Genomic DNA, 24,418 nt, shown 5'->3' with positions numbered 1-24,418 from the left:
TCCAGACTATTCCTCAAATCCAACCTCAAAATCCAATTCTTCTATCAGCGTCCAGTTAATCTTCTGTACTACACGGCAAATGGCATTTTCTGCCGCAAGGTATTCTGCAACAAGCGGATTTTTCCGGAACTCACGGTATTCCTGTTCCATCTTATCCGTTGCATCATAAAGATCCACATTGCCATCACTGTTCTGCAGCAGATAATTTTTCTGACGGAATGCATGGATCTGCTCCTCTAACTGCGGCTGATTGTGCACTCTGTTTTTGATATCCTGATATCTGATATATTCCTCGCTGAATTTGACTGCCTCGACTAATTCCTGCATGGCTTCATCCATTCTGCTCATGATACATCTGTCCTTCCTACACTTCCATAATAATCGGCATGATCATAGGTCTGCGCTTTGTCTCTTTCCATACAAAATCACCTAAGGAATCCTTGATCTCATTTTTGATCTTGCCCCAGTCGGTAATTCCTCTGTCCATACAATACTGCATCTTATCCTCAAGCAGATGCTTTGCATCCTCCATCAGACTCTCTGCACCCCTGACATAAACAAAACCGCGGGATACGATATCCGGTCCTGCAAGTACCTGTCCGGAACCGCTCTCTAATGTCAGCACGACAATGATGATTCCATCCTCTGCAAGATGCTGTCTGTCGCGAAGTACGATATTTCCGACATCACCGACACCAAGTCCGTCGACCATGATGTCGCCGACGTGGACTCTTCCTGTAACCTCCGCTTTTTCATCATCTAACTCAAGCACGTCACCGGACATCAGAATAAAGATATTATCTTTGTTGATTCCAAGTTCCTCAGCTACTCTCGCCTGTGCTAAAAGATGACGGTACTCTCCATGAACCGGAACAGCATATTTCGGTTTTACCAGAGAATAGATCAGTTTGATCTCTTCCTGACAGGCATGACCGGATACGTGCACATCCTGGAAAATAACATTCGCACCCTTCATGGAAAGCTCATTGATGATTCCGGAAACTGCTTTTTCATTTCCAGGGATCGGGTTGGAGCTTAATACGATCGTATCATTTGGTTTGATCGTAACTTTTTTATGCATACCGCTTGCCATACGGGATAATGCCGCCATGGATTCTCCCTGGCTTCCGGTCGTGATCAGTACTGTTTTTTCGTCCGGATAATTTTTCAGTTCTTCAATATCGATCAGTGTATTATCCGGGATGTTAATATAGCCAAGTTCTGACGCAATACCGATGATATTTACCATACTGCGTCCTTCCACAACTACTTTTCTGCCGTATTTATACGCTGTATTAATGATCTGCTGCACACGGTCTACGTTAGACGCAAATGTTGCAATAATAATCCTCGTATTTTTGTGATCTGCAAAGATCTCATCAAAGGTCTTACCGACTGTCTTTTCAGACATTGTAAATCCCTTGCGTTCCGCATTGGTACTGTCGCATAACAGTGCAAGTACACCTTTTTTACCGATCTCACCAAAACGCTGTAAGTCGATGGCATCACCAAATACCGGTGTATAGTCTACCTTAAAGTCACCGGTGTGCACCACGATACCTGCCGGTGAATAAATAGCAAGCGCTGCTGCATCCTGGATACTGTGGTTCGTACGGATGAACTCCACACGGAAACATCCTAAATTGATGTGCTGTCCGTATTTTACGACCTTGCGTTTTACCTTAGTCAGCATATTGTGCTCTTTTAATTTATGCTCAATGATACCAATGGTAAGCTTTGTCGCATAAATCGGCACATTAATGTCTTTTAATACATAAGGGATCGCTCCGATATGATCTTCATGTCCATGCGTAATGAAAAATCCTTTGACTTTATCAATATTATCTTTCAGATAAGTCACATCAGGAATGACAAGATCGATTCCATACATATCATCTTCCGGGAAAGAAAGCCCACAGTCTACTACAATGATACTGTCCTCGTACTCAAATGCTGTAATGTTCATTCCGATCTGCTCTAAGCCTCCAAGCGGAATGATCTTAAGTTTTGAAGTTTTTTCTTTCTTTGTCTCTTTTACGCTGGTTCTCTTTTTTCGTTCCGTTCTCTCTGCTCTTCTTGAATCATTCTGGCTGATTCCTGCCTCCTTATTCTCTTTCATATTCAATGTCCGCATCCTCTATCAATTCTGAAAATATTTTACCTACTGCCGCAAGTTCCATGTCGTCATCCACCATCTCGCACACAACGTCATCGTCCTCTGTGGCTACTTCTTTTAAAATGTACGCATCACAGTCGCCATCTTCCTCTTCCGTGACAAAAAAATAACGCGTACCATTTACCTGTGTCTCCTCCACAACAAAGAAATCAATGCTCTCTTTTGTCTGCGGGTCCACAAATGTTACTTTTTCCATGTGCATCCTCCATGCATAACACAAAAACCGCATTCTGTAACCTGCGGCTTTTGTCATTACCTTTTTACTTCTCTGCGTGCATACTCCGATAATCCAGATATCCCTGCAAAATAAAGACTGCCGCGATCTCATCGACATACTTCTTGCGGTCTTCCCTGCGGATACCAGATTCCATCATGTGTTTATCTGCGGAAACAGTCGTCAGTCTCTCATCCCACAATATGACCTCTAAACCTGTCCGTCTCTCTAACATCTCTTTAAACTCTTTTGTCTTCTCGCAACGCTCTCCTTCTGTGTTATTCATATTTTTCGGATAACCCAGAACAATACACTCCACCTGATATTCTGCGATAATCGCTTCGATCCTCGCCAAAGTCTGGCGCAGTTTATTAGGGGACTGGCGTCTTATGATCTCCAGTCCCTGCGCAGTTAATAAAAGCTCATCACTGACTGCCACACCGACAGTTTTTGAGCCAAAATCCAAACCTAAAATCCGCATAAACTTCCTATTCCCAATGATTATTTTTGATATAAGCCTTTAAAATTTCTTCGACCAGTTCGTCACGTTCCACTTTCATGATCAGGCTTCTTGCATTATTATGACTGGTAATGTATGTGGGATCTCCAGACATAATATATCCAACAATCTGATTCACAGGATTATAGCCTTTCTCGCTCAATGCACGATATACGATCGTGAGCACATCGCCAACTTTAAGCTCCGGCTCTTTCTCCACTCTGAAATATTGTGTATTATTGATATTCTGCATATTTTTCACGCCCTTATACCTGCTATAAAAAGCATTGCTAGTTTTTATTTTAATATAGTTTGTCCTAAAATTCAACCAAAAGATAAATATCGTCTTTTAATTTTCCTTTTATCTTTCCGGTCACAAACTGATTTGTCCTGTTTTTTTCTGTTTCAAATGCCACTTTGACATACTCTTTTGTGTATCCGGTAAAATATGTTTTCCCATCCACCACAAGTTTTTCCTCTAACAGTGCAGTCTTTTCTTTCCCGACATAATATTCCCGGAATTCTTCAGACATTTTCTTTTCTAAAGCAAGAAGGATATTGCTTCTCTCTGTCTTTATCTGCTCCGGCACCTGATCCGGCATCACTGCTGCCTTTGTACCTTCACGCACCGAATACTTAAAAATGTGCATCTCGTAAAAATGTATCTTTTTCAGGTACTCTTCTGTAATTTTAAACTCATCCTCAGTCTCTCCGGGGAAACCGACGATCACATCCGTTGTGATCGCAGGATGATCAAAATATTTCCGCAGCAGATCACAGCCCATCTCATATTCTGCCGTGTCATATCTGCGGTTCATCCGCTTTAAGACGCTGTCACAGCCACTCTGCAGGGACAGGTGAAAATGTGGACAGATCTTTGTAAGTTCTGATAACCTTTTTGCAAAATCTTCTGTCACGATACGCGGTTCTAAACTTCCAAGACGGATACGCTCGATCCCCTCGATCTCATGTACATGCTCGATCAGTGAAAGTAATGTCTCCCCGGTATCGACTCCGTAGGAACTTAGATGGATTCCGGTCAGCACCACTTCCTTATAACCGCTTTCTGCAAGTCCTGCTATCTCATTTAACACATCTTCCATTTTACGGCTTCTCACACGTCCTCTTGCAAACGGAATGATACAGTAACTGCAGAACTGGTTACAGCCGTCCTGCACCTTGATAAATGCGCGTGTATGCTCTGCCGTTTTCTTTAAATGCAGTTCTTCATACTCCTGCTTTTCATGGTTGATATCAACGATCTGTGCCTGTTTTGCATGTTCTTTTTCATACTCATTTAATAATGTTACCAGCTCGTGTTTCTGGTTATTTCCGATCACGATATCAATACTTTCATCCAGTATGGCCTGTGCCTCTTTTGTCTGCACATAACAGCCGGCTCCGACTACAATGGCATCCGGGTTCATCTTTTTTGCACGGTGAAACATCTGTCTTGACTTGCGGTCTGCCATGTTTGTCACGGAACAGGTATTTATCACATATACATCTGCAATTTCTGTAAAGGGAACGATCTCATATCCTGCATTTTCAAGGATCTGCTGCATAGCTTCTGTCTCATATGCATTAACTTTACACCCCAGATTGTGCAGTGCTGCTTTTTTCATTTTTTACCTCCATAATATCTATTTACTTGTTGACTTTTCCATGAAAAACCATTACTATAAAGATAACTTTAACAGCTAATTTTAAGGAGGTTTTTCATCATGAAAACAGTACAGATTTCTTTAAATTCTATCGACAAAGTGAAATCATTTGTCAATGCGATTACACAGTATGAGTATGATTTCGATTTAATCTCCGGTAGATATGTTATCGACGCAAAATCCATCATGGGTATCTTCAGCTTAGACTTATCCAAACCGATCGATTTAGCAATCCATGCTGAAGCTAATGTTGATGAGATTATGGAAACATTAAAACCATACTTAATCTAATCACAGATCAGATGTCATACCGTTTGCGGTGTCACATAGATGGAACATAAACCACAGGTCATGTACCTGTGGTTTTTTGCTGCATCCAGACTTTTTACATTTTTTTGCATATCCGCTGCTGATTATCTATGTTGTGTAATCAGCAGCCAGTACACTAGACCTCTTGTTTTAAATGACACTTCTATGCTTCAATGTGAATCACTTCGACTGTATCAATCGCTTTCTGCATCAGCTCATCAATCTTTTCTGAAAGTTTCTTCTCATCATTATGAATAACATTTAAGCTCGGCTTTGTGACCGGATGTTTTGCAACGAAAATGGTACAGCAGTCCTCAAACGGAAGAATGGATGTCTCATATGCATCGATCTTCTCAGAGATCTCAACGATCTCCTGCTTGTCAAAACCGATAAGCGGACGATAAACCGGCATCGTGCAGACCTCATTTGTAGCTGCAAGCGACTGCATAGTCTGACTTGCCACCTGTCCGATGCTTTCTCCCGTGATCAGCCCTAAACATTTATTTTCTTTGGCAAAATGCTCTGCTAATTTCATCATATAACGACGCATGATGATCGTTAATTCCTCATGCGGACACTGCTCATAAATATAGAGCTGGATATCCGTAAAATTAACAACATGTAAGTTGATCGGTCCGGAATATTTTGCAACGATCTTTGCAAGATCCACAACTTTTTGTTTTGCACGCTCCGATGTATAAGGCGGCGCATGGAAATAAGTTGCATCGATCGTTACACCACGTTTTGCGATCATATAACCTGCAACCGGACTGTCGATACCACCGGAGAGAAGCAGCATTGCTTTTCCGTTTGTGCCAACCGGCATACCGCCCGGTCCCGGAATGACCGTGGAATAAACGTTGATCTGGTTACGGATCTCCACATTGATCACAACTTCCGGTTTATGCACATCCACGCGAGTCTCCGGGAATGCAGCTAAGATACGTTCTCCAAGCTGTGCATTGATCTCCATGGACTCAAGCGGATAGTTTTTGCGCGCTCTTCTCGCATTTACCTTAAATGTAAAATGCTTGTCCGGATAAGCCTCATCAATGTGATGGATGACTTCTTCTGCTAATTTGTCAAATCCCTCATCCTCTAAGATGACAACCGGACAGATTCCAACGATACCGAATACACATTTTAATGCTTCTACTGCCTCATCATAATCATATTCGCCATCCATTTCAATGTAGATTCTTCCCTGCTCCTTGCGGATGCGGAAAGTTCCATCTACTTTTTTTAAGGCATGGTTCATCTGGCTGACTAACGCATCCTCAAACAGATAACGGTTTTTTCCTTTGATAGCGATCTCTGCATATTTTATCAAAAATGCTTTGTACATATTTTTTCCTTTCTATCTTTTTACAATCGTTTCTTAATTACTTTATTAGTTGTATTTCCGCCCTTTCTTTTTGTCTTTTCTGAGCGGTCAGTGTCTGGTAAATTTTCTGCGGAACGGAATGATCTCTTTTAACTGTTCTACTGCGTAATCAATTTCTTCTTCTGTCGTATTGACACAGAAGCTGAAACGGATCGTTCCCTCTAAATCTGCTTTGTTAAGTCCGATTCCCTGCAATGTCTTACTCGGTGCCGGTTTATTTGACGAACAGGCACTTCCCGCGGAGACGTAAATCTCTTTTTCCTCAAGAGAGTGCAGCATAACTTCACTTCTTACTCCCTGGATCGTGACGCTGACGATCTGCGGTGCGGAATCCTCTCCCGTCTTTCCATTGATGGTAACACCTTCAATTTTGGTTACTTCCTCGATAAAATGCTTTTTGAGCGCATACATATGGGCAATTTTTGTATCAAAATCCTCATAGATCTCCATTGCTGCCTCGCCAAGCGCAGCCACTCCCGGAACATTTTCCGTACCGGAACGCATGCCTTTCTGCTGACCGCCGCCGTAAATGATCGGCTTGATCTTTGTCTTGTCTTTGATAAATAAAAATCCGGTTCCCTTTGGAGCATGAATCTTGTGACCGCTGACAGAGAGCAGGTCAATTCCAAGTTTTTTCGGGCAGATACGGTATTTTCCGTATGCCTGGATCGCATCTACATGAATGATCGTATTTGGATTTTTTTCTTTTATAATCTTTGCTGCCTCTGCGATCGGCTCAACGGCACCAATTTCGTTATTGACCATCATCATGGAAACAAGGATCGTATCCTCACAGACCGCATCACGAAGTTCATCCAGTGAAATCTGACCGTTTTCATCTACCGGTAAATAGGTCACACGAAAACCCTGTTCCTCCAGATATGCAAGGGGTGAAAGTACTGACGCATGCTCGATCGATGTCGTGATAATGTGATTTCCCGCACGTTTATTTGCAAGTGCTGTTCCGATCAGAGCCATATTATTTGACTCTGTACCTCCTGATGTAAAAAGGATCTCTTTTTCATCTGCCTTCAGTGTTTTTGCGATCCGTTCTTTTGCCTCTTTAATATAACGTTCTGCAACAACTCCCATCGTATGAAGGGAAGAAGGATTGCCATAATCCTCCATCAAAACTTTTACCATCAGATCTTTCGCACGTTCACTGCAGCGTGTTGTTGCTGAATTATCCAGATATGCCTGCATTTTTGTTACTCCTGTTCCGCACATTTTCATCTGTGTGCACAAAACTTTATATATATTGCATTTTAATCTTCATTTCTGCGCCATCTCATCGCACTGTTTTCATTCTGTGTATGTCCGCGCCCATCAATTTTGAAACAAATTCATCCGCCCGCCAAATCACAGTCCGGCTAATTTGATTTTTCAGTGCACGACGTTTCGATATGATACATCAAAATCGCTAATGTGGCAAATCCTGCCGTCTCAGTGCGTAAAATGCGGCTGCCAAGTGAGATCAGCTTCATCTCATCTTTTACCATCGCGATCTCTTCCGGTGCAAAGCCGCCCTCCGGTCCGATAAAAATACCGATGGACTCTCCCGGTCTGACCGCCTCTACCGCCTCTTTCGTCGCTGCCATACCACGCTCATTTTCATAAGGAACCAGCTTTTGGTCTAGTTTCATTGCATATGCTACTGCTTCTTTATAGCTCATCGGCTCTGTAACTTTTGGGATCAGGCTGCGCTTTGACTGTTTCGCTGCACTTTCTGCAATTCCCTGCCAGCGGACCGTCTTTGCCGCAGCTTTTTTGGCATCCAGTTTTACCACACAATTTTTCATTGCAACCGGAATAATCTCATACACACCAAGTTCTACTGCCTTTTGAATGATCAGTTCCATCTTGTCATTTTTCGGCAGTCCCTGAAACAGATAGATCCGGTTCGGCAGCTCTGTCCCCGCCTCATCTTTTTCTAAGATTGCCGCACGTACAAAGGAATCCTCGATTTCTGCAATTTCACAGAAATAATTTTCCCCTGCCGGTCCGCTGATGCGGATCTTTTCTCCCGGCTTCATGCGCAGTACATTTTTGATATGATTGACATCACTGCCCTCGACCATCACAGAATCTTTCCCGATCTGTCCGCTCTCCACAAAAAACTGATACATTTTTCTAATGCCTTTCTGCTTATCTCTTCTGCGCAGTGATATTGACCCATTCACCCTGATGATTGATCTCAACCACCGTAAGACCAGCTTTCTCGATCGCTTCTTTTACCTGTTCTTCCTTAAAATCAATAATACCGGAAGTGATGAAATATCCACCTTTTTTGAGGCGTGCCGGAATGACCGGAGCCATCGGAATGATAACATCTGCAAGGATATTTGCAACCACAATATCATATTCTTCTGTTCCTACTTTTTCCTGCAGTTGTTCATCATCGATCAGGTTACCTACATAAAATGTTCCAAGTCTGCCATCTAAATGATTGACCTCAAAATTCTCATGCGTTGATGTCATACAATCCGGATCAAGGTCCGTTCCAACCACTTCAGATGCACCAAGTTTTAATGCTACGATGGAAAGGATTCCACTTCCGCAGCCAACATCCAGCACTTTCGGTGCTTTATTTTCCGGTGTATACTCTGCATTGCCACGGATATATTTTAATAGCTGACGGATACAAAGCTGCGTTGTCTCATGCTTTCCGGTTCCAAAGGAAACACCAGGATCGATCTCGATCAAAAATTTGTCTTTATCCTCTTCTTTTAATTCTTCCCAGGTTGGTTTTATTAAAATATCCTCAATATAAAATGAGCTGAAAAACTTTTTCCAGTTATTGATCCAGTCAAGATCCTCTGTCTGGTCGGAAGTAATGACACCACTTCCAACATCCACGGTCTTACGGAGATCTTCGAGTGCGATCTTTACCTGTTTTAATAATTCCGTATAATCGCTTCCATTATCCTCTAAATAAAAGCTGACATGGCTCACGCCATCATCCGGTGGAAGTTCCGGCAGAAAATCAATAAACATGTCTGCCTGATCTTCCTTAGAGAGAGGGATATTGTCCTCGATCTCGACTCCCTCGATTCCAAGATCCGCTAACATGGCACTCATGTAATCTTCCGCTGCAGTTGTCGTTTCTATTGTATATTTATTCCACTTCATACAAATTCTCCATTTCTGTATCGCTCTTCCGTTTACATTTACACATAGCTATTTGGTATGATAACACATATTCGGAAATTTGGCAAAATAAACGTATTTTTTCTTTTGGAGGTGGGGATACTGTTGGTTGTTGGCAAAAAAAAGGAGGAAATTTGCAATGCACTTCGAAAAAGATGATATCCCACCGGGATTTGGAATGATGTTAGGACAGGATGTAAATGCAATGAAATGTTTTTCCGGTATGACGGACATAGAAAAAGAAGATGTAATAAAGCAGGCTCAGGCTGCAAAATCAAATGACGATATCGCTCAGATCATAGAATGCAGACTCCGCTAATACCCTGTAAAAATAAAACAACCGGCTGGAATACCCCAGCCGGTCTATACTACTTACAATACTTTTGATAAAAATTCCCGCAGTCGTGGACTCTTCGGATTTGAGAAGATCTCCTGTGGCGTGTTCTCCTCCTGAATGATGCCATCATTAATGAACATAACGCGGTTTGCAACTTCGCGCGCAAATCCCATCTCATGTGTAACGACTACCATAGTCATTCCATCTGCTGCAAGTTCTTTCATAACACTGAGTACCTCACCGACCATTTCCGGATCGAGTGCAGATGTCGGCTCATCAAATAAGATGATATCCGGGTTCATGGCAAGGGAACGCACGATCGCAATACGCTGTTTCTGTCCACCGGAAAGCTGCGTTGGATAGGCATCTGCCTTATCAGCAAGTCCGATACGTGTCAACAGTTCCTCTGCCTTTTTCGCAGCTTCCTCTTTTGACATTTTTCCCAGTTTGACCGGTGCTAACATGATGTTTTCACGGATGGTCATATTCGGGAACAGATTAAACTGTTGAAAAACCATTCCGATTTTTTCACGGACATGATTGATATCCACAGATGCATCTGTCATGTCTGTGCCCTCAAACAGTACGTGTCCGCTGGTTGGAACTTCAAGTAAATTTAAGGAACGAAGGAATGTTGATTTTCCACAGCCAGACGGGCCTATCAATGCCAGTACATCTCCTTTTTTTATAGTTGTAGAGATACCTTTTAATACTTCGTGATCTCCATAGGATTTGTGCAGATCATTTACTTCAAGAATCACTGTATTATCGCTCATTGCTTCTTAACTTCCTTTCTAACAGATTTACCACTTTGCTAAGTCCCATTACCATAATAAGGTAGATCAGGGCAACTGCGATCAGCGGCATAAATGCCTCATAAGTTACACTTCGTATGATATCTCCGCCTTTCGTCAGATCCATAAGTCCGATATAACCACTGATAGATGTCTCTTTTAAGAGGCTGATAAACTCATTACACAGTGCCGGAAGTATATTTTTTACCGCCTGCGGCAGAATGATCGACATCATTGTCTGCTTGTAATTAAGTCCAAGGCTTCGTCCTGCTTCAAACTGTCCGATATCTACTGCCATGATTCCGGAACGGACGATCTCAGCAACGTATGCCGCAGAGTTTAAACCGAATGCAATGACTGCCACAACAACTTTTCCGGTATCAATACTCTGGAAAATAACATAATAGATAATCAGTAACTGGATCATTACAGGTGTTCCACGCACAATGGTAAGATAAAGTTTACACAATGCGTTTAAAATTGTCAGTCCACCGTTTCTGTCATGATTGGTACGCACGATCGCGATCAGGAAACCAAATACAACTCCGACCAATAATGCAAGCACCGTGATAAGCAGTGTATTTCCAAGACCTTTTAACAAATACACATAGCGGCTGTCCTTTACGAAGTTATCATAAAATTTCTCACTCAGTCCTGCTTTTTCTGCCGAAACCGTATCATCTTTTACAATGATAACCTGTTTTGATGTCGTATAAGTATCCGTAAAATTAACATTCTTTTTCCGCTCTTCTGTCACGGTAAAGCCGGCAGCTCCGATATCAACTTTGCCTGTTGAGATTGCCGGAATGATCGAATCAAATGCCATATCCTCGATCTTTAATTCCATGCCAAGTTCATCACTGACAGCGCGCATGATATCCATATCGATTCCCACGATCTGTCCTTCTTCATAGCTCTCATATGGCGGAAACTCTGCATTGGTTCCAACTGTCAGTGTTCCATTTTCACGGCTGATATCTTTGACTTCATACGGAAATTTTCCAATCTCGTCCTCTGTGCCAATATAATTTTTCTGAATATCTGCGATCGTACCGTCTGTTTCCAGTTTTTCTAATGCACTGTTGACCTTGTCTAAAAGCTCCGTATTATCCTTTGCAATAACAAATGCATACTCTTCAAGGGTAAATTCTTCATCTAAAATGCGGATTCCTGTATTCTGCTCTACAAATTTCAGTGCAGGCTGTTCATCAATAACAACACAGTCAATCTTCCCCTGTTTTAATGCCTGGATCGCATCTGCGCCCTTATTATAACGTTCCACAACGGTACCTGAGCCATCACTCTCATAGTCACTGACATAAATATCGCCTGTTGTTCCAAGCTGCACACCGATTCTCTTTCCCGGCAGATCATCTGCTGAATTTACAGTACCTGATGTGTTTTCCGTACTTTGTGTCTCATCAGCAGCCAGCACTTCGTATCCTGCTGCACCGATCAGTACTGTACAGAATAACAGCAAAGCTGCAATGAAACGTTTCCCTGTTCTCTTCATTGTTTTCTCCTCAATTTTGTGTATAAATATTCATTTTTCCAAATAGGCAGTATAACACATTTTTTTATCAAAAGATAGTACTGCTGTATTTTTACAATATATCTACATATATTCTCTCATCTGCTCCACCAATGATAATATAAATTTCTGTCCGTCAATTCCGACTGCTTCATCAAATTTCTCCGCATTTACAATAGAATTAGACAGGATTCTTACGCCAAGGAAAGGAACTCCATAGGAAAGGCAAAGCTGTGCCGTTGCGGCAGATTCCATATCTTCGACTGCTGTATGATATCGCTCTCTTAGAAGTGCGATCCTGTCAATCTGGCTGTTCCATTCATCCCCGGAACCGATCACGCCGCGGCCGGTATGATATTTTGTCTCTACCTGCTCTGCCACCTGAAGCAGCCGTATGTCACACGGATACTCTGTTACCTTTTTGGTTTTCCCTGTTTCCCTGCAAAAGATTTCCACCGGAAGCGGCGAAAAACCTTTTGCATCGATTCCCGCTCCCTCTTTTGAAAATGCATATGCGACTGCTCCCATAGGCACAATTTTTTCTCCAAGCACAATATCCCCTCTGTGGAACTTTTTATCATGACCTCCTCCGATTCCCTGGTTGATCACTGCCCACGGTTTAAAATATGCGAGCGCAAGGCTCGTCGCTGCTGCTGCATTGACAATCCCCTGGAATGTCTTTGAAATGATGACAGGCTCTCTTTTCGTGCCAAGAAATCCCGTATGGAACTTCCAGTTTCCAATCGTTATACACGCATGCTCCTCTAAATGTTCTATCAGATATGCCGTTTCTGTATCCATGGCTCCCTGTATCAGAAGTGACGGCTGTTTCGTAAAATCATAATTATCCATCTTATTTATTTCTCCTTTTTCAATCATTTTTCTTGACGAACTGTGATATCTGTTTTATCGTTATACAGTAGATTACACACTCTGCGGGCAAAGCTATTGTTACGAATAATAATACATTGTCCCAAGGTTAAAATGCAATAGCTATGGAGGAATCTTATGGAAAAAATAGCAAGTTTTACGATTGATCATATCAAATTAGAGCCGGGTATCTATGTCTCAAGAAAAGACAACGTAGGTTCTGAAGTTATTACCACATTTGACCTGCGCATGACTTCCCCGAATGATGAGCCTGTCATGAACACTGCAGAAGTACACACGATCGAACATCTCGGTGCTACCTTTTTAAGAAATCATCCTCTTTATAAGGATAAAACGATTTATTTCGGACCAATGGGATGCCGCACCGGATTTTATCTGCTGCTTGCAGGCAATTATACCTCAAGAGATATTGTTGGACTGATCACAGAAATGTTTGAATTTATCCGCGATTTTCATGATGAAGTACCGGGTGCTTCTCCAAAAGACTGCGGTAACTACCTGGATATGAATCTTGGCATGGCAAATTATCTTGCTAACCGTTATTTAGAAAATACACTGTATAACATTGATGATGCACACCTTGTTTATCCGGCTTAAATTATTTGAAAGCCGGCTCTGCTATGCCAGATAATGAAATGTAAAAAAAAAGCAGTAAACTTCTCCATTTTTTATTTTTGAAGAATTTACTGCTATTTTTCTGTCTATAATTTTGTTTTAAAAAATGTTATGATCTCCTGCCAGATTTCTTCCTGAAAGAAACGGATATCCGCATGATCCGCATTCTCAATCTCTAAGAGTGTGACATCACAGCCCTCTTTTTCAAGCTCATCATGTAGTTCCACTCCCTGTGTAAATGGTACCGTCTTATCACATTTTCCATGGATAATAAAAAATGGCGGAGCATCTTTGGTCACAAAGCTGACCGGGCAGCATGCAAGCGCCTCCTTGGGATTGCGCATCACATTTTTTCCCATCAGCAATGACTCTGGGGATGCTGCACACTGTTCCCTGTTTTCGTATAGAAAACCTCTGAAGTCTGTCGGAGGATACCATGGGCACGCTGCCTGCACTTTGCTGGAATAAGAAAGATATTCTCCCACCTCATATGCCGGATCATCGCATAATGCCGCCATACAGGTTAAATATCCCCCCGCTGATTCTCCCATCACACCAATATGTGCTTCGTCGATGTGATACCTTGCAGCGTGCGCACGCAGATAGCGGATCGCCGCTTTTACATCACAGAGCTGTGCCGGAAATTTTGCTTCATTGCTGGTCCGGTACTGTACGGATGCCACTACAAAACCTGCTCTCGCAAGTTTACTCAGATATACCAGATGGGCAGACTTGTCAATGCTCTGCCATGCACCGCCACAGATCCAGACAATACAGGGATAATCGTGCGCCGTATCTTCCGGATAAATCAAATCCATCCGAAGATCCTGCGTGGTATGTCCGAACCACGCATCTGTCTGTGCAAATGTGATGTTTGTGATTACAGAATACTGTGGTGCGACCGGTTCCACATGAATTATTCTTTTCATACTGTTCCTCCATTCCGACGCTTTTTTGATCTCTCCGCTAGTCCGCCATCGCTTTTTTGATCGCGCCAAGCAGTTCCTCATATGTCTCATATGCCGGAATATCCGGATAATCTGCCTTGATCTTGTCGGTGGAGCGGAATAAAAATCCTGCCTTGCTTGCCTGGATCATTCCAAGATCGTTGTAGGAATCCCCACTTGCGATCGTATCAAATCCGATTGACTGCAATGCCTTTACCGTTGTTAATTTTGACTGTTCCACACGCATCTTAAATCCTGTGATCTCGCCGTTTTCTGCAACTTCCAGGGAATTACAGAATAATGTCGGCCAGCCTAATTTTTTCATCAGAGGTGATGCAAACTGTGTAAATGTATCACTAATCAGGATCACCTGTGTAAAAGAACGGAGTTCATCTAAAAACTCCTTTGCACCCGGCAGCGGATCGATCGTTTCGATCACATCCTGAATCTCTTTTAATCCAAGTCCGTGCTCTTTTAAAACACCAAGTCTCCATTTCATCAGTTTATCATAATCCGGCTCATCGCGGGTTGTTTTCTTTAACTCCGGGATACCGCTTGCCTCTGCAAATGCGATCCAGATCTCCGGTACTAATACTCCCTCAACATCCAAACATGTAATATACATAAAACTCCTTTCCTGCGCCCCATTACGCATATCAGGTCTTTGTAAATGCAAATCCTGATTTTTTATTCTTTCGCTCCCGCTTTCGTTTTGTAACACTTTACCTCGTTATACTATCATACTATTCCGTTTGTTTCAATTCCAGTTTTCATTTTTGACATTCACAACTGCCATATTTTATTATACGATTTTTCAACTGACTCTTTAAACTTACTCTTTCTTCTGCTCATACTGCTTTAACAGTCTGTCATACTCATGATTTATTTCCTGAAGTGTCTCCGTATCCCCGCAGAGATTATCCGGATGATAAATTTTTAACAGTTGTTTATATCTTTTCTTCAGAGCCGTCTTACTTTCCACACCGATAAAAAACAATTCCCCGCGAACCACATTTTCTGTACCCACAGTCAGCATATCACGTGCCTCCTGTTCTCTGACATACTTATAAAAATCGCGCTGTTTCTTCATCTTGATCTTTTCATCCGCAAGCTGTGAAAGTTCCTCCTCTAATATTTTCCACTTTGTTTCAAACAGCTGTTTTTCCCGCTTCATGCTGTCTTTTTCAAGCTGGGCACGTGCAGAAAACTCTTTTTTCTCACGTTCAAACCTGCGTCGTTCTTCTTCTAATTTTCTCTTTTCTTCTAAAAAATCCTGCCTCTGCTGCTCTAATTCAGCAGTCTTTTTATATTTCCACTCCTGATGCAGGGTCTTTGTTCTTTTGATCCTGAAAACTGACCGATCCATTTTCCGCAAAAACCCCCTTTTAGTTACAAATTTTCTCATACCTCTGCTGTCAATATGCTAAAACAGACAGAAACCCCAAACCGGTTCTGTCCGTTTTATTCATGATCGTAATCTACACGAGGTTCACCCGGCAGTCTTATTAAATCTTATAATTTCTGTATTCTCTCCATAGCTGCAAGTGTATTCTCATAAGTTCCAAATGCTGTCAGTCTGAAATATCCCTCACCGCTCGGTCCGAATCCGGATCCCGGTGTACCAACCACATTGGCATTTTCAAGCAGATAATCAAAGAAATCCCAGGAAGACATCTGATCCGGCGTCTTTAACCAGATATATGGTGCATTTACACCTCCAAATACGGTGTAACCGGCTTTGGTAAGTCCTTCCTTGATTGCTTTTGCATTTTTCATGTAATAGCCAACCTGTTCTTTTAACTGCGCTTTTCCGGCATCGGAATATACTGCCTCGCCGGCACGCTGTACGATATATGGAGCGCCGTTGAACTTTGTTCCATGGCGTCTTGCCCACATTGCGTTTAAGGAGACATCCCCGCATTTTAATTCTTTTGGAACAACCGTAAATCCAAGACGTACTCCGGTAAATCCTGCATTTTTAGAAAAACTGCGAAGCTCGATGGCACAGGTCTTTGCTCCCTCACACTCATAGATGGAATGTGCCACATCATCCTCACTGATATATGCCTCATAAGCTGCATCGTAGATGATCACTGCACCGACTTTGTTTGCATAATCTACCCATTCCTGTAACTGTGATTTCGTGATCGTTGTTCCGGTCGGGTTATTCGGCAGACACAGATAAATAACATCCGGTGTCTCTTTCGGAAGCTCCGGTACAAAATTATTATCACTGGTACAAGGCATATAGATCACATCACTCCACATCTGTGTATCTGCATCATATGTACCGGTTCTTCCAGCCATAACATTAGAATCTACATAAACCGGATATACAGGATCACAGACAGCAATCTTATTATCCTGTGCAAAAATTTCCTGGATATTTCCGGAATCACTCTTTGCTCCGTCAGATACAAAAACTTCGTCAGCAGAGATATCGCATCCTCTTGCTTTGTAATCATTTGCCACAATGGCATTTCTTAAAAAGTCATATCCAAGATCCGGTGCATAACCGTGGAATGTTTCTGCATGTCCCATCTCATCAACTGCTTTGTGCATTGCATCGATAATAGCCGGCGCGATCGGCTGTGTCACATCACCGATACCAAGACGGATGATCTGTTTGTCCGGATTTGCTGCAGAATATGCGCTTACTTTCTTTGCAATGGTAGAAAATAAATAACTTCCCGGAAGTTTCTGATAATTGTCATTAATTTTAAACATGTCATACTCCTCACTTTGCCTTCAAAATACAAGTTAACGTTATCTAACTGTCATACAGTATAGCATTGTGTGATAGGTCGTGCAAGTATTTTTTGTTTACCTGGAATCAAAAATTATCATTCCTTTTATTCGCAATTCATGTTTTTCCGGTACTCACTTGGAGATACACCGCAGGAATTTTTAAAAGTCTTCATAAAATGCTTTTCATTCTCATATCCGACTGCCCTGCTGATATCCACGATCCGCATATCCGTTCCCCCCAACAGGCGTTTTGCCTCTTTCATGCGGATATCTTTCAGATAATTGACAAAATTGCTTCCTGTGTACTGTTTAAATGAATAGGAAAACAACGAATAATTCATGGATAAGTAATTCGATACAACTGCCATATTTAAGTCACTTGCATAATTTTTTGCTATGTACGCAACCGCCTGCTGCATCTTGTGACTGTTCTTGTTTGCATCAAACTGCCCGATAATACTCTCCTGTACTTCACCCAGATAATGCAGCATTTTCTCCTCATATATCCCGATGCAGTCATCTGCAAAGATATTTTCCATCTCCTCCCAGATCTTTTCCCCACTTTCAAGAATGCTGCGGTATATCTTTTTTTCTTCTGTGAAAAAATCCTTCATACATTCCTCATAGGTATCCTCACTGATGCGTCCTTTCTCCACTTCAAAGAAAAACTGTTTCCAGATTTTTTGTGTTTCTTCCTTCCGCTCAGTTCCAAGCACCTGTACACGCTGCATCCGTGCCTCTTCTCCGGTCAGCTTTTTTGCTTCCTCCATCAGTTTTTCCGGGATATGTTCTGTCTCTTCACCAGATCTGACCCATGCAAGATTGCGGCAAAAAGCCTTTTTCCGCATCTGCACAGACTCTAAATATGCAGTCCTAAGTTCCCTGATTCCCTGATGTGGACTGCTTATTCCCACATATCCCTGACTAAATTCATTTCTTAATAATGTGTCTGTTTTTCCCTCTTCGATAATAAAAATATCATTGCCTTCGATATCACTCAAAAACGTATAATTCTCTTCCGGAATCATTCTGTCCTCTTTGTGATTCTGGCAGCAGACTACATAATTTTCTCCGCCTAACTCCCATACAAACTGATCTGCATACTGGGATTCTATCATGGCAATTTCTTCTTCTGTTGTTCCAGGAAACAGCATCAGATGTTTGATCTGCTGATAGCCAAATTTCTGTTTTGTCTTTTCCTGTTCCCTTGCACTCTCAATCTCCTCATTTAACTTTTTTAGGATTTCTGTAATTTTATCACGTTCAACCGGTTTTAAAAGATATTCCCGGACACCATTTCGCATCATATCAACTGCATAGGAAAAATCGTCATAACCACTGATCGCCACTGTGAGCGGCACGTGTTCGCAGGTCTGCATTTTCCGGACCAGCTCGATTCCATCCATCTTCGGCATACGGATATCCGTAAACATTACATCGATCTGCTGTTCTTTTATTACCTCAAGTGCTGCTTCACCGTTATTACATTCAATGATCATCTCCACCGGAACCCCGCTCCGTCTGATCATGGTTTTGATTCCCTGCCGTATTAATTTTTCATCTTCTACAACCAAAACTGTTTTCATCGTCCATTCTCCATTTCCAGTTGTTTTTCTTTCTCCATATGAGTCATCGGTATCCGCACGATCACTTTCGTATAACATCCGATCTTTGATGCCACCTCAATGCCATACTTTTCCCCAAATGCAATGTGGATACGATCCTGCACATTCTTAAGTCCGATGCCATTTCCGGAGCCTCCGCCCGAATCGATCTTTCCTGCAATCTTTAATTTGAGGCGTTCCACCTCTTCCTCCGTCATACCCCGTCCGGCATCTGTGATCTCGATCACACAATCGTTTTCTTCCACGATTCCTTTCACATAGATATTGGTATCCTCAGCCATCTGTTCTATCCCATGGCAGATCGCATTTTCCACGATTGGCTGTAAGGACATTTTCGGTATCTCCTGTTTTAATATAATATCAGGAATATTCAAAGAAAGGAATATCTCATAGTCAAACCGCAGATTGATAAGTGCCATATAATTTTTGATGTAATCTAATTCCTGTTCCACTAAGACATTGCCGGATACCCATTTCATACTGTAGCGAAGCAGCTTTCCAAGTGCAGTCACCGCATCTGAGATCTCATATTCCTCATCAATTTCCGCCATCATTTTGATGGACTCTAACACATTATAAATAAAATGTGCGTTGATCTGATTCTGCAATGCACGGATCTCTGAATTTTTTGCAAGCATCTCGCGGCTTAAGTTGTCTTCCATCAGCTCTTTGATCCTTGAAAGCATCTTATTGATCTGTGTTCCGAGTTCGCCCATCTCATCATTTCCGCAATCTTCGATCACCACATCAAGATCACCACCCTGCACACGTCTGATCCCCCTTAATATCTCATAGAGTTTCTTTAACATGTGCTTTACGATCGCATTGATAAAGAATGCTAAAACAATAAGGAAAACCACCATGATAAATACAAACATATTTCTCTGATAGTAAACACCATGGACATTTTTCGTAATATCCCTGACGCAGACTAACATTCCGTCAAGTTCCCTGACATAAAATGAGGAAACCACCAGATTTTTCCCTTTTATTTTTACATAGGAAGTCTGTATGTTATCATCCTGATCCACAATATGCATCACATCTTCTAACAGCTCCGGTTTTTCCTGCGTTTCATCTCCAAAATAATAACTGCCATCTGCATCCGCAAAGCAGCTCCATTCATTTTCGATCACTTCGTACAGACTTGGAAACATATTTTCCATCGTCATCGCAGCCTCGATCGTACCAATGGTTTCATAATTTCTGTCATCAATCTGTGTTACAAGTGACACAATCTTTCGATTCTGATCCATCGTATAGGAGCTGAACAGATTATCCGTATAATTAAAATGCCAGCCGGACGGATCATCTGCTTTCGCCCACACCTGTTTTTTCATACGCGAGGAATTATATAAGACCGGCATCACTTCCTGTATATTGTCATTTGTGGCATAAACACGGACACCATATAGCAGCGGGTTATTGTTTACAAGCCGCTCTAAAGATGTAATATCGCCGCTTTTTAATGCGTACCATTCCTCTGCAGAATATTTTTTCCCCTCCTGCGTATTTTTCAAAATATCAAGCAATGCACTGTCACTTAAAAACAACTGCGTTGACATATTAATGGAATCCATCTTGGTGGAAAGTGCATCCTTATTGCGCTCCATGGTATACTGCATATAATTTACATTTTCATCGATCACGTTCTGTTCCATATTATAAAATAATACACTTGCTAAAACACCGATCGGTATTACCATAAACAGGATGATCACCAACGTAAATTTGATATTCAGTTTCAGGCTGCCAAACTGTCTCATCCAATTCATTTAAAAACTCCATTCTGTTTATTCGATTCCTAATTTTTTCTTTGACTCCTGTATATGCGCTGTTTTCTTTTCCATCAGATCAGCAAATCCCATTTCATCGCGCTTTTGTCTGAAAGATTCTAAAATCTTATCAAATTCCTCATCGGAACCCGCAAGCAAAAGTGCCGGGAGTGTCTCACTCCACAATTTTGTAATACGGTCGTCTGTTTCCGCATCTTTTGACCCTGCCGGAAATACCACATCATACTGGCCATTATAAACAATATATTTTTTTGCCCAGTCTAAAAGCTGTGCTGTGGCAGGCGATGGTTCCTGTTCCCACTGAAGCTGCATGACATTATCCTGAAGCATCCAGTAGGCGTCATCTGCTCCATATAATCTGTCATACGTTTCCCGATCCGAATCCAATAGTTGTTTTACATTGTCCTTCAACACCGGTTTCCCATCCTGCATCTCATAAGTCTCCCCTTCCACGCCAAGGAATGTTACCTTCTGACCGTGTTCACTCATAAGATAATCCATAAATGCGATCGCACGCTCCGGGTTTCTGCAGTTTTTCGAGATCAGCGTCACCGTCCACCCATTGACTGTTGTGGTAGGACGCAAAGGATCGTCACCAGCCGCATTTTTCGGTCCCTCTACTGCTATATAAATACTGTCCGGATCATTTTCATATAAAATATTCTGCTGGGAAAGCATGTCCGAGTACTGATACATCATGCAAAAATATCTGCCCTGTGCCAGTTTTTCCTCCATCTGGGTCCGGCTGTCCACAAAAATATCATTTGCAAGATAACCTTCCTCCCCTAACTGCCGAAATACTTTCAGCCATCTGATATATTCCGGATCTGTATATCTGTCATAATACTGCCCGTTTTTCTCCCATGGAACAGCCAGTGAGTTCATCAAATATTTATCAAAAGAAACATTTCCCTTGTCATCAAATACATGTGCACCGACCGGGATCAACGGTTCCCCATCTATCTCCGGAAACATTTCTGCTGCTTTCTTTACTGCATCATAAAAACCTTCCGGTGTTGTCATATCCGGGTTTCCGATCGCCTCATAGATATCTTTGCGTACAAGAAACTCCTGATTACTGCGGATATTTTCATTTTCCGCAACATCTTTTGGCGTGATCGAAGAATTCGGATACTCATAAATATTCCCATCATCCATGGTAAACCAGTTCACTGCCGTTTCATCTGTCACTTTCCAGAAATACGGATCATATTCATCTGCAAGTTCATTTAATGCATATACCATGTCTTTTGAGATCATCTCCGTAACCTGCGGTTCCCACCAGCCAAGAGTGATCAGATCCGGCAGCGAATCTGCTGCGATCAGAGCATTCAGTTTCTCTGTCTCCGTTCCGATCGGCGTAATAAAATTGATATTCACACCGGTTTCTTTCGTGATCGTTTTGGATACGAGATTTTCCCCCCATGGTGTTGCAAACCATGAAAAATTAATATACCAGTCCAAAGTAACCGGATCTTCTTTTGCATACTGCTGCCATGCCGGCAGCTCCTCAGCTTCCTTTATCTCTGTCGTCTTCCCTATATCTGTTCCGGCTGTCTGCCCTTCCCCTGCGCAGGCACACAGACCGGCAAGCATCCCCAGTACCATACAGGCAGACATTACCCTTTTTTGTTTTCCATGTTTTCTTCCCATACAATAACTTCTCCTGTCAGTTCTACGCTATGGATTTCCGTAACTTTTCTATCCGATACCGCCACGGTTTTTCTTTTAATTTTACCATATTATATGCCTCCGGGCAAATCTCTGTTGATGCCAAAAGAGACCCTTTCCGTTTCCGAAAAGTGCCTCTCTCCTGAGGAAAAGTATGAAAATTCAAATAAGAACTTATTGCCTTTATTCTTTTACACTTCCAGCAGAAATACTGCTGATAATGTATTTTGAGCAGAAGCAGAATACGATCAGGATCGGGATGACTGAGATTGCTACTGCTAAATAAATCGCTCCCTGATTTCTCTGGATGTCGGTCGATGCTTTTAATGTTGCCATCATAACCGGAAGTGTAAACTTCTCATTTTTGTTTAATATGATCATCGGAAGCAGATAGTTATTCCAGTTTCCGATAAATGCCATGATAGACATTGTTGCAATACCCGGAGACATGATCGGAAGTGCGATCCTGTGGAACGAATAAAGTTCGCTTGCTCCGTCGATCCTTGCTGCCTCCACTAAGGATGGAGACATAACAGATAAAATATACTGTCTTAAGAAGAATACGGTTCCCGGCGCCGCTATCGCCGGTATGATCAGCGGGATATAGGAATTTACCAGTTTTAATTTGGTGCATAAGTTATAAAAACCGATTAAGCTTAACTGTCCCGGAATCATCATAAATACGAGGATTGCGGTAAAGATCAGTTTATTTCCACGGAACTTGTACATTGCAAGTCCGTATGCTGTCATTGCTGAAAAATATGCTGTCAGAAGTGTTGCCGGTACTGCTACCTTTAAACTGTTCCACATACCTTTAAACAGATTGAAGAAGCTGAATACGGTCTCCCAGTTTTCCTTAATATGTGTACTTGGAATCAGGGTAAAGGAACGTGTGATCTCCACACCGTCTCTGGTTGCATTTACCATCATAAGGAGAAACGGAAACATGCATGCTGCTGCAAGCAGAGTCAACAGTATGTATATAATTGTCTTTTTTATCTTATCACCTGCTGTCATGACTAATCCTCCTTATTCACTAATTTAAGCTGTAAAACAGAAACAATAAGTATGATAAGGAATAATGCATATGCGATTGCGGATGCATATCCTGTCTGTGTCGTGCCTGTTGCAAATCCGAATTTATACAAATACATTACAACCGTTTCTACGGAATTGTAAGATGCGGAAGCCTTTTCTGCCATAAGGAACGGCAGGTCAAACATCTGTAAACCTCCGATCAGGGATGTGATCGCCACATATAACAGGATCGGTTTTAACAGTGGTAATGTAATTTTTCCAAAAGTTGTCCATCTTCCGGCACCATCAATGGCTGCCGCTTCAAAGTAATCTTTGTTGATTCCCTGTACACCTGCCATCAGCATGATAAACGAGTTACCAAACCACATCCATGCACTGATGATCGCAATCGTGTTTCCTGCTGTTGCCGGGGAACCGAGCCAGTCAACCGGTGTCTTATTCACACCGAAAAACTGATGGATAGAATTTAAAATCTGGTTGAATGATCCATAACGCCAGTCTAATAATGTTTTGAATAAGAATGCTACCGAAGTTGCAGCAATTAAGTTTGGCAGATAATAGAGTGCTCGAAATACCGGGAGTCCTTTAAACTTGTATTTGATATCACTGAATACGATCGTCAGTAAAAATGCAAGTCCGAGCTGTAATACAATGTTAACTCCCCAGATTCTTACCGTGTTCCAGAGTGCTCTCCAGAAAAATTTGTCTGTAAATACACGGGCATAATTTTCTATACCTGTAAATTTGTAAGGTGTTCCGGCTAATTTACAATTCGTAAAACTTAAAAGTAAGGTCCGAAGTACCGGATAAACACTGAAAATCAAAAATACGATCACAAACGGAGCGACAAAGAAATATCCGGCTCTGTTATATTTTGTGAGATTTGATGTCTTCTTTTTTTGAGTTGTTTTCGCCATATTGTTTTCCCTCTGCCAAGAATCCGGCTGTCCGTCCCTTTTCTGTGTGATCCTGGTGTCTTTCATCCGCCAGAACCACACAGCTTCTAAAGGAACACACAATCCATTTACTGTT

General features: G+C 41.9%; 25 protein-coding genes. 3 read left to right on the top strand and 22 right to left on the bottom strand.

Annotated features, from left to right (window positions below):
• Positions 1 to 6: 6 nt before the first annotated feature.
• The 6 genes from DW650_RS14460 to mtaB form a co-directional block, all read right to left on the bottom strand.
• A complete protein-coding gene (locus DW650_RS14460) occupies positions 7 to 348 on the bottom strand; it encodes a YlbF family regulator (RefSeq protein ID WP_117921231.1) in 342 nt (113 codons plus the stop codon).
• 16 nt (positions 349 to 364) lie between these two features.
• Positions 365 to 2,119, bottom strand: coding sequence for a ribonuclease J (locus DW650_RS14455; protein ID WP_118210315.1), 1,755 nt, complete (start codon positions 2,117 to 2,119; stop codon positions 365 to 367).
• The gene (locus DW650_RS14450) at positions 2,106 to 2,372 is read right to left on the bottom strand and encodes a DUF1292 domain-containing protein (protein ID WP_186899381.1); all 267 of its coding nucleotides are present in this window, start codon (positions 2,370 to 2,372) and stop codon (positions 2,106 to 2,108) included. The genes DW650_RS14455 and DW650_RS14450 overlap by 14 nt, the downstream gene beginning before the upstream one ends.
• A gap of 64 nt (positions 2,373 to 2,436) precedes the next feature.
• Positions 2,437 to 2,871: a Holliday junction resolvase RuvX gene (gene ruvX, locus DW650_RS14445; protein ID WP_117921233.1), complete on the bottom strand. Its 435-nt coding sequence runs from the start codon at positions 2,869 to 2,871 to the stop codon at positions 2,437 to 2,439.
• A 7-nt stretch (positions 2,872 to 2,878) separates the two neighbouring features.
• Positions 2,879 to 3,142: an IreB family regulatory phosphoprotein gene (locus DW650_RS14440; RefSeq protein ID WP_117921278.1), complete on the bottom strand. Its 264-nt coding sequence runs from the start codon at positions 3,140 to 3,142 to the stop codon at positions 2,879 to 2,881.
• 64 nt (positions 3,143 to 3,206) lie between these two features.
• Positions 3,207 to 4,514 carry a tRNA (N(6)-L-threonylcarbamoyladenosine(37)-C(2))-methylthiotransferase MtaB gene (mtaB, locus tag DW650_RS14435; RefSeq protein WP_117921234.1) on the bottom strand — a complete coding sequence of 436 codons (1,308 nt, stop codon included), beginning with the start codon at positions 4,512 to 4,514 and terminating at the stop codon, positions 3,207 to 3,209.
• 99 nt (positions 4,515 to 4,613) lie between these two features.
• Between mtaB and DW650_RS14430 the strand changes: the two genes are divergently transcribed.
• Positions 4,614 to 4,844 carry an HPr family phosphocarrier protein gene (locus DW650_RS14430; protein WP_006857923.1) on the top strand — a complete coding sequence of 77 codons (231 nt, stop codon included), beginning with the start codon at positions 4,614 to 4,616 and terminating at the stop codon, positions 4,842 to 4,844.
• A 181-nt stretch (positions 4,845 to 5,025) separates the two neighbouring features.
• On the opposite strand, the gene thiI is transcribed toward DW650_RS14430, so the two are convergent.
• From thiI to prmA, 4 genes are all read right to left on the bottom strand, one after another.
• A complete protein-coding gene (gene thiI, locus DW650_RS14425) occupies positions 5,026 to 6,207 on the bottom strand; it encodes a tRNA uracil 4-sulfurtransferase ThiI (RefSeq protein ID WP_118210314.1) in 1,182 nt (393 codons plus the stop codon).
• Between the two features lie 87 nt (positions 6,208 to 6,294).
• The gene (locus DW650_RS14420; protein WP_118210313.1) at positions 6,295 to 7,449 is read right to left on the bottom strand and encodes a cysteine desulfurase family protein; all 1,155 of its coding nucleotides are present in this window, start codon (positions 7,447 to 7,449) and stop codon (positions 6,295 to 6,297) included.
• A 167-nt stretch (positions 7,450 to 7,616) separates the two neighbouring features.
• Complete coding sequence (locus DW650_RS14415) at positions 7,617 to 8,372, bottom strand: 16S rRNA (uracil(1498)-N(3))-methyltransferase (protein ID WP_118210312.1); 756 nt, start codon at positions 8,370 to 8,372, stop codon at positions 7,617 to 7,619.
• Between the two features lie 19 nt (positions 8,373 to 8,391).
• Entirely contained in the window at positions 8,392 to 9,375 is a 984-nt protein-coding gene (prmA, locus tag DW650_RS14410; protein WP_117921238.1) for a 50S ribosomal protein L11 methyltransferase, read from the bottom strand.
• Positions 9,376 to 9,532: 157 nt separating this feature from the next.
• On the opposite strand from prmA, the gene DW650_RS14405 reads away from it, so the two are divergent.
• The gene (locus tag DW650_RS14405) at positions 9,533 to 9,712 is read left to right on the top strand and encodes a hypothetical protein (RefSeq protein ID WP_118210311.1); all 180 of its coding nucleotides are present in this window, start codon (positions 9,533 to 9,535) and stop codon (positions 9,710 to 9,712) included.
• A 53-nt stretch (positions 9,713 to 9,765) separates the two neighbouring features.
• On the opposite strand, the gene DW650_RS14400 is transcribed toward DW650_RS14405, so the two are convergent.
• The 3 genes from DW650_RS14400 to DW650_RS14390 form a co-directional block, all read right to left on the bottom strand.
• Positions 9,766 to 10,506, bottom strand: a complete 741-nt coding sequence (locus tag DW650_RS14400; protein WP_118210310.1) for an amino acid ABC transporter ATP-binding protein — start codon at positions 10,504 to 10,506, stop codon at positions 9,766 to 9,768.
• A complete protein-coding gene (locus DW650_RS14395; RefSeq protein ID WP_118210309.1) occupies positions 10,496 to 12,037 on the bottom strand; it encodes an ABC transporter substrate-binding protein/permease in 1,542 nt (513 codons plus the stop codon). The genes DW650_RS14400 and DW650_RS14395 overlap by 11 nt, the downstream gene beginning before the upstream one ends.
• Before the next feature lie 102 nt (positions 12,038 to 12,139).
• Positions 12,140 to 12,907 carry a 5'-methylthioadenosine/S-adenosylhomocysteine nucleosidase family protein gene (locus DW650_RS14390; RefSeq protein ID WP_118210308.1) on the bottom strand — a complete coding sequence of 256 codons (768 nt, stop codon included), beginning with the start codon at positions 12,905 to 12,907 and terminating at the stop codon, positions 12,140 to 12,142.
• Positions 12,908 to 13,063: 156 nt separating this feature from the next.
• Between DW650_RS14390 and DW650_RS14385 the strand changes: the two genes are divergently transcribed.
• Positions 13,064 to 13,543, top strand: a complete 480-nt coding sequence (locus tag DW650_RS14385) for an S-ribosylhomocysteine lyase (protein WP_117921243.1) — start codon at positions 13,064 to 13,066, stop codon at positions 13,541 to 13,543.
• Between the two features lie 104 nt (positions 13,544 to 13,647).
• On the opposite strand, the gene DW650_RS14380 is transcribed toward DW650_RS14385, so the two are convergent.
• The 9 genes from DW650_RS14380 to DW650_RS14340 all read right to left on the bottom strand — a co-directional run bounded on the left by DW650_RS14380 (position 13,648) and on the right by DW650_RS14340 (position 24,369).
• Positions 13,648 to 14,490, bottom strand: a complete 843-nt coding sequence (locus tag DW650_RS14380) for an alpha/beta hydrolase (RefSeq protein WP_117921244.1) — start codon at positions 14,488 to 14,490, stop codon at positions 13,648 to 13,650.
• 37 nt (positions 14,491 to 14,527) lie between these two features.
• Positions 14,528 to 15,133: a bifunctional phosphoserine phosphatase/homoserine phosphotransferase ThrH gene (gene thrH, locus DW650_RS14375; protein WP_118210307.1), complete on the bottom strand. Its 606-nt coding sequence runs from the start codon at positions 15,131 to 15,133 to the stop codon at positions 14,528 to 14,530.
• A gap of 207 nt (positions 15,134 to 15,340) precedes the next feature.
• Entirely contained in the window at positions 15,341 to 15,874 is a 534-nt protein-coding gene (locus DW650_RS14370) for a molecular chaperone DnaJ (RefSeq protein ID WP_117921246.1), read from the bottom strand.
• A gap of 146 nt (positions 15,875 to 16,020) precedes the next feature.
• Complete coding sequence (locus DW650_RS14365; RefSeq protein WP_117921247.1) at positions 16,021 to 17,235, bottom strand: LL-diaminopimelate aminotransferase; 1,215 nt, start codon at positions 17,233 to 17,235, stop codon at positions 16,021 to 16,023.
• Between the two features lie 125 nt (positions 17,236 to 17,360).
• Positions 17,361 to 18,842, bottom strand: coding sequence for a response regulator transcription factor (locus DW650_RS14360; RefSeq protein WP_118210306.1), 1,482 nt, complete (start codon positions 18,840 to 18,842; stop codon positions 17,361 to 17,363).
• Positions 18,839 to 20,656 carry a sensor histidine kinase gene (locus tag DW650_RS14355; protein WP_118210305.1) on the bottom strand — a complete coding sequence of 606 codons (1,818 nt, stop codon included), beginning with the start codon at positions 20,654 to 20,656 and terminating at the stop codon, positions 18,839 to 18,841. Before DW650_RS14355 ends, DW650_RS14360 begins: the two co-directional genes overlap by 4 nt.
• A gap of 18 nt (positions 20,657 to 20,674) precedes the next feature.
• A complete protein-coding gene (locus DW650_RS14350; RefSeq protein ID WP_243102978.1) occupies positions 20,675 to 22,330 on the bottom strand; it encodes an extracellular solute-binding protein in 1,656 nt (551 codons plus the stop codon).
• Positions 22,331 to 22,531: 201 nt separating this feature from the next.
• Positions 22,532 to 23,365: a carbohydrate ABC transporter permease gene (locus DW650_RS14345; RefSeq protein ID WP_118210304.1), complete on the bottom strand. Its 834-nt coding sequence runs from the start codon at positions 23,363 to 23,365 to the stop codon at positions 22,532 to 22,534.
• 2 nt (positions 23,366 to 23,367) lie between these two features.
• Positions 23,368 to 24,369 carry a carbohydrate ABC transporter permease gene (locus DW650_RS14340; protein ID WP_330414657.1) on the bottom strand — a complete coding sequence of 334 codons (1,002 nt, stop codon included), beginning with the start codon at positions 24,367 to 24,369 and terminating at the stop codon, positions 23,368 to 23,370.
• Positions 24,370 to 24,418 lie beyond the last annotated feature (49 nt).

Source organism: Roseburia sp. AM23-20 (assembly GCF_003470905.1).
GTDB classification, from domain to species: Bacteria; Bacillota; Clostridia; order Lachnospirales; family Lachnospiraceae; genus Roseburia; species Roseburia rectibacter.
The sequence above is the reverse complement of the archived record's forward strand: the minus strand, read 5'-3'. Positions and strand labels throughout refer to the sequence as shown.

Bases quoted from the DNA above. Each gene is read 5' to 3' on its own strand.
- DW650_RS14460 (WP_117921231.1), bottom strand. From the start codon at position 348: ATGAGCAGAATGGATGAAGCCATGCAGGAATTAGTCGAGGCAGTCAAA.
- DW650_RS14455 (WP_118210315.1), bottom strand. From the start codon at position 2,119: ATGAAAGAGAATAAGGAGGCAGGAATCAGCCAGAATGATTCAAGAAGA.
- DW650_RS14450 (WP_186899381.1), bottom strand. From the start codon at position 2,372: ATGGAAAAAGTAACATTTGTGGACCCGCAGACAAAAGAGAGCATTGAT.
- ruvX (WP_117921233.1), bottom strand. From the start codon at position 2,871: ATGCGGATTTTAGGTTTGGATTTTGGCTCAAAAACTGTCGGTGTGGCA.
- DW650_RS14440 (WP_117921278.1), bottom strand. From the start codon at position 3,142: ATGCAGAATATCAATAATACACAATATTTCAGAGTGGAGAAAGAGCCG.
- mtaB (WP_117921234.1), bottom strand. From the start codon at position 4,514: ATGAAAAAAGCAGCACTGCACAATCTGGGGTGTAAAGTTAATGCATAT.
- DW650_RS14430 (WP_006857923.1), top strand. From the start codon at position 4,614: ATGAAAACAGTACAGATTTCTTTAAATTCTATCGACAAAGTGAAATCA.
- thiI (WP_118210314.1), bottom strand. From the start codon at position 6,207: ATGTACAAAGCATTTTTGATAAAATATGCAGAGATCGCTATCAAAGGA.
- DW650_RS14420 (WP_118210313.1), bottom strand. From the start codon at position 7,449: ATGCAGGCATATCTGGATAATTCAGCAACAACACGCTGCAGTGAACGT.
- DW650_RS14415 (WP_118210312.1), bottom strand. From the start codon at position 8,372: ATGTATCAGTTTTTTGTGGAGAGCGGACAGATCGGGAAAGATTCTGTG.
- prmA (WP_117921238.1), bottom strand. From the start codon at position 9,375: ATGAAGTGGAATAAATATACAATAGAAACGACAACTGCAGCGGAAGAT.
- DW650_RS14405 (WP_118210311.1), top strand. From the start codon at position 9,533: ATGCACTTCGAAAAAGATGATATCCCACCGGGATTTGGAATGATGTTA.
- DW650_RS14400 (WP_118210310.1), bottom strand. From the start codon at position 10,506: ATGAGCGATAATACAGTGATTCTTGAAGTAAATGATCTGCACAAATCC.
- DW650_RS14395 (WP_118210309.1), bottom strand. From the start codon at position 12,037: ATGAAGAGAACAGGGAAACGTTTCATTGCAGCTTTGCTGTTATTCTGT.
- DW650_RS14390 (WP_118210308.1), bottom strand. From the start codon at position 12,907: ATGGATAATTATGATTTTACGAAACAGCCGTCACTTCTGATACAGGGA.
- DW650_RS14385 (WP_117921243.1), top strand. From the start codon at position 13,064: ATGGAAAAAATAGCAAGTTTTACGATTGATCATATCAAATTAGAGCCG.
- DW650_RS14380 (WP_117921244.1), bottom strand. From the start codon at position 14,490: ATGAAAAGAATAATTCATGTGGAACCGGTCGCACCACAGTATTCTGTA.
- thrH (WP_118210307.1), bottom strand. From the start codon at position 15,133: ATGTATATTACATGTTTGGATGTTGAGGGAGTATTAGTACCGGAGATC.
- DW650_RS14370 (WP_117921246.1), bottom strand. From the start codon at position 15,874: ATGGATCGGTCAGTTTTCAGGATCAAAAGAACAAAGACCCTGCATCAG.
- DW650_RS14365 (WP_117921247.1), bottom strand. From the start codon at position 17,235: ATGTTTAAAATTAATGACAATTATCAGAAACTTCCGGGAAGTTATTTA.
- DW650_RS14360 (WP_118210306.1), bottom strand. From the start codon at position 18,842: ATGAAAACAGTTTTGGTTGTAGAAGATGAAAAATTAATACGGCAGGGA.
- DW650_RS14355 (WP_118210305.1), bottom strand. From the start codon at position 20,656: ATGAATTGGATGAGACAGTTTGGCAGCCTGAAACTGAATATCAAATTT.
- DW650_RS14350 (WP_243102978.1), bottom strand. From the start codon at position 22,330: ATGGGAAGAAAACATGGAAAACAAAAAAGGGTAATGTCTGCCTGTATG.
- DW650_RS14345 (WP_118210304.1), bottom strand. From the start codon at position 23,365: ATGACAGCAGGTGATAAGATAAAAAAGACAATTATATACATACTGTTG.
- DW650_RS14340 (WP_330414657.1), bottom strand. From the start codon at position 24,369: ATGAAAGACACCAGGATCACACAGAAAAGGGACGGACAGCCGGATTCT.